Source organism: Nitrospinota bacterium (genome assembly GCA_009873635.1).
Lineage (GTDB): Bacteria > Nitrospinota > Nitrospinia > Nitrospinales > VA-1 > LS-NOB.
In genome coordinates this window covers 24,152-28,225 of record WAHY01000016.1, presented here as the reverse complement: position 1 = coordinate 28,225, position 4,074 = coordinate 24,152, and the positions used below count along the sequence as shown (strand labels likewise).

Annotated in this window: 6 protein-coding genes; 3 read left to right on the top strand and 3 right to left on the bottom strand. The window is 41.9% G+C overall.

Annotated features, from left to right (window positions below):
- Nucleotides 1–474: 474 nt before the first annotated feature.
- Together F3741_09790 and F3741_09785 are read left to right on the top strand one after the other, a co-directional pair.
- Nucleotides 475–876 carry a response regulator gene (locus tag F3741_09790; GenBank protein MZG31074.1) on the top strand — a complete coding sequence of 134 codons (402 nt, stop codon included), beginning with the start codon at nucleotides 475–477 and terminating at the stop codon, nucleotides 874–876.
- 196 nt (nucleotides 877–1,072) lie between these two features.
- The gene (locus F3741_09785) at nucleotides 1,073–1,765 is read left to right on the top strand and encodes a hypothetical protein (GenBank protein MZG31073.1); all 693 of its coding nucleotides are present in this window, start codon (nucleotides 1,073–1,075) and stop codon (nucleotides 1,763–1,765) included.
- 300 nt (nucleotides 1,766–2,065) lie between these two features.
- Here F3741_09785 and F3741_09780 read toward each other — a convergent pair whose 3' ends face one another.
- Both F3741_09780 and F3741_09775 read right to left on the bottom strand, forming a co-directional pair.
- Nucleotides 2,066–2,749, bottom strand: a complete 684-nt coding sequence (locus F3741_09780) for a sel1 repeat family protein (GenBank protein ID MZG31072.1) — start codon at nucleotides 2,747–2,749, stop codon at nucleotides 2,066–2,068.
- Nucleotides 2,750–2,855: 106 nt separating this feature from the next.
- Nucleotides 2,856–3,245: an MtrB/PioB family outer membrane beta-barrel protein gene (locus tag F3741_09775; GenBank protein ID MZG31071.1), complete on the bottom strand. Its 390-nt coding sequence runs from the start codon at nucleotides 3,243–3,245 to the stop codon at nucleotides 2,856–2,858.
- On the opposite strand from F3741_09775, the gene F3741_09770 reads away from it, so the two are divergent.
- A complete protein-coding gene (locus tag F3741_09770) occupies nucleotides 3,223–3,582 on the top strand; it encodes a DUF2784 domain-containing protein (protein ID MZG31070.1) in 360 nt (119 codons plus the stop codon). The genes F3741_09775 and F3741_09770 overlap by 23 nt on opposite strands.
- On the opposite strand, the gene F3741_09765 is transcribed toward F3741_09770, so the two are convergent.
- Nucleotides 3,579–3,917, bottom strand: coding sequence for a hypothetical protein (locus F3741_09765; protein MZG31069.1), 339 nt, complete (start codon nucleotides 3,915–3,917; stop codon nucleotides 3,579–3,581). The two genes, F3741_09770 and F3741_09765, sit on opposite strands and share 4 nt — an antisense overlap.
- Nucleotides 3,918–4,074 lie beyond the last annotated feature (157 nt).

Below are 4,074 nucleotides of genomic sequence, written 5' to 3'. Positions count from 1 at the left end.
AACATAAGGCTGACAAGCGGCTTGTCGATTACCCACTTCCGATAGTTGCTGGCAAAAAAATTCAACAAGAAGAGAGCTCCATTGTTAAGAAGTTCGTTTTGGAGCAGGACATTTTTGGGTAAGTAAATCTATTTTTTGAGTTGAATTGTTCGAACCGGAGCAAATACATAATAAACCTTTTGTGATGCCTTGCTGGCTGTTTCATCTGTACCCAAGATAAAAACGTGAGTATTCTATACTTATCCGGAGAAATCTCCAAGAATCAAAATAAAACTAAAAATGCACAATAAAACAATGCCCTGTAAGCCATCCAAAAAACAAGAGCTTGTCTGAAAAACATTGACAATATGGTTTTTATGCCCCCGGATTATCGCATATCCAATATTTTTCTTGTTTTTGAAAAAGGACCTGATAGAATATCTCTATACTTTTCAAATAAATACAAATTGCCAGGTTGCCAAAGGGGAGAGCGCTATGTTTTCTACTTGCAGTGTAATGATTGTAGATGATGACATATTTGCGAGAGGGATCATTCGGCATCATTTAACTCGCTTAGGGTTTAAAAATGTTTTCGAAGCCAGTGACGGTAATGAAGCGCTAACTACATTGCGTTCTGCAAAAATGCAACTGGTAATTGCAGATCGTTATATGCCTGTTTTAAATGGGGTTGAACTATATTGTAATATGCAGAATTTCCCGGGTCTAAAAGATATTCCATTTATCATGGTTACTATGGAAGATGAAAAGGGCAAGATTGAAGATGCCAGGAATCTGGGCATTTGCAATTATCTCGTTAAACCTTTTAATGCTGATATGTTTGATGCAAAAATTCATGAAGTTCTACTGCAACCTGTAAATGATCTGGCAGGTGAATAATATATGTGCAGAATGTAGAAGGATAGCCCTGGTTTGTTGAGTTATTTTAGTTAGAAGACCCAAAAGATTTTTCCAGCAGGTTAAAAAGGATTGATCCCCGGCATATCAAAAAACTTCTGTTATTAGAAGTTCCTCTAATGATATCTCTCGTGTTAACCTGATGAAGTAAGCTCCCAATCATTTCCAGGTATATTAAATGGCTTCGTTCTTAAAACCAGCATTGAAATACTTCTGCGTTGTTGCTGTGGCTTTATCGTTCGGGTATTCCGTCTGGCTAATACCGCATGGGTCTGGAAAGAAGAAAGAATCGGTATCAATCACCACCCCGATAGATGCTAAAGATGAGGCTGGACGATATCTTCAACAAGCATCAGAAAATTTTTTCTATCACGAGTTTGATGAAGCCATCGAAAATTATGGCAAGGCGATTATTGCCTTTGAAAAAGAAAGAAAATTTGAAAAAGCCGCTAATATTTATGAGTCTCTCGGTGATCTATATAAATTCAGGACAAGATTCAAGGATGCAGAGGAGCAATATATCCTGGCCATGAAATACCACAATAAAATCAATAATCCGCTTGGTGAGGCCAAGGCCATGAACCGAGCTGGCGATTTGTTCATGGATCGGGGTGAGCATATTCCAGCAAAGGCATGGTATCAAAAAGGTGTCGAACTGGTGCAAGACCTGCCCCCCCACCAGATTCAGGCAATTTTATATGAGAGCTTAGGGCATATTTACTGGAAAACAGAAGAAAATATTCCCGAAGCCATTGCATGGTATACACGTGCTCGTGATAGCTTCTCGGCTCTGGAAAACCAGCTGGGTTATGACCACATGAGTGCGGCACTTAACAAATTGCGTGGCGGAGAAAACCTGAATACTCATTAGAACCAAGATTCTCTTTATTTGCTCAAAATGAATTTCCGATCCAAGGTCCTGGTGTTTTTAGGGCTCCTGTTATTTTTGGGGTCATGGACTGAAGCTAATGAGCACCGCGTTCCAAGAGAAAGATAAATAAGGGGAATTCATACAATTGTGCACTTTTTTATAATTTAAACTCACTCCTTCCTTTTCCGGATTCCAGGTAACTTTTTAAAAGGCTCTAAACCATCAAACCTGATAACCTCAATGGTTTAAGCATGGGTTGATCTTCGGCCTGAAGCTCTGGCATGCAAATAGGTAGAAAGGCTAAACTTTCTCCAGCCAATCGCGGGCGAGACCAATGGCTGCGATAATTTGACCAGGGTTCATTTTTTTTTCAATGATGTCAGCATTCCTGCTTCCCACCCTGTTGCCGTTCACTCCAGCAATATTGAACCATTTGTGTGCTTCTACATAATTCCGTTCAACCCCTTGTCCTCTTTCATACATCAGTCCGAGATTGGACTGAGCGCCAGGAATATTCTGTTCGGCAGATAGTCGATACCATTTAACGGCTTCTTTGTCGTCCCTGGCAACGCCCTCTCCACGCATATGCATCAACCCGAGGTTGTATTGGGCTTGGCCATAGCTTTGATTGGCTGCCAATAGAAACCACTCAATCGCTGTTTCATAACTCTGCATCACACCCTGACCTCTGGCATACATCACTCCAAGATTATGCTGGGCCTGGGCCAGTCCCTGGTCCGCAGCCAGCTGGTACCATTTGACCGCTTCGTTAAAATTCTGCTCTACGCCCTGGCCTTTTCCAAACATCAATCCGAGGTTGGTTTGTGCTTCAGCGAATCCTTGATCGGCAGCGAGCCGGTACCAGCGCACGGCTTCCTCATCATTACGTTCTACCTCATTACCACGGCTGTATATCAGGGCGAGATTGTACTGAGCTTCGGCAACCCCTTCTTCTGCTAAAGATTTCCACTCATAAAAGTCCATTTTGTTTTTAGAACTCCAAATTTTGATCCGGCTATTTTATGGAACATCTGTTCTCACTAATGTTACACATGTTTAATTAAGAGCAAAAGTTAAACAAATCGGATTCTTATTTTCCACCCAATTGATAAGTGGCATATATCATTGTCACATGTGCCTGGTAGTCCGGATTTGGATCACTGAGAAGCATTACCTGGTTTATATCAGAAGAGGCGGCGTTAACTCTGTCCAAAGACCAGTTATCGATAAAAAAGTTTTCATAAAGGTAGGTCAACCCCAGGGCCAGATTGTTGCGGTAGTGGTACTCGCCGGAGTGAAGTTTTGGGTGTAACACGCGACATTGGAAATTCCTGCTTTGTCGAGCCATCCATATATATTGACCGGTTGTTACAAAAAGAGTTTTAAATGTTTGTTCCGAGACCTTGGAATAGGAAAAGAAGCCGAAGTAGAGACGATCTAAACATAACTTTATAACTATGGTCGAAGTTGTTCTCATCATCCATTTTATGGTGATTCTGTTTTTCGTTTTCGGGTTCCCGATTGCGCTTTATTATAACCACCGCATGTTTCGCATCATCCATGCAAGTGGATTGGCTGGGGTTACTGTGCTGATGGTTCTGGGAATCCCCTGTCCCCTAACTATCTGGGAAGAGATTTTGAGGGAGAATCGGCTTTATGGAGGGTCTTTTATAGCAAGCTGGCTGAACAAGATTATTTATCTAGAGGGAATCGCAACAGAGGTTGTGATTTTATTGTCTGTAGGCTTTACTATTCTGGTGGCTTCATCCTTTATTTGGAAACCATTAAAGGGAATTGACGACAAGAAAAACCATTAAGCAGAGGAGGCGTCGGTGGTTTCCGGCGATGCTGGTTCATCGGTAGTTATTGAATTTTCGCTTTCGATGCTGCCCCAGTCATCATCAACAAAACGGCCGGTCATGGTGTGCAGGTCTTTTTTGTTCCGCTGGATTTTTTTCAGGAGAAGCTTGGTTTCTTCATCCGGGAACAAATCGTTGAGGTCACTTTCTTCATCCGGGAACACTTCATTAAGGTCTATGGATTCTGGAAATGGCAGTTCGTTTTGAGGAGAGAAGATCTTCTCTTCTTTCTCTTCAACTTCGTTAGTGGTTGATTTCGGTTCCTGGTTGGGTAAGGTTTGTTCTTCGTTCATAGGTAGGTCTCCAGAAGAGTTCTTCAAGCATACTACTTAAATTTTCTAACGCTCGCAACACCTCTTTAAGCCGAGATAACTGTTTGTCCGCAGAAAAACTATATTGCAGGCTGAGTCCAGCATCATGCTGGGCTAATAACGGGCAAGCCAGATACCC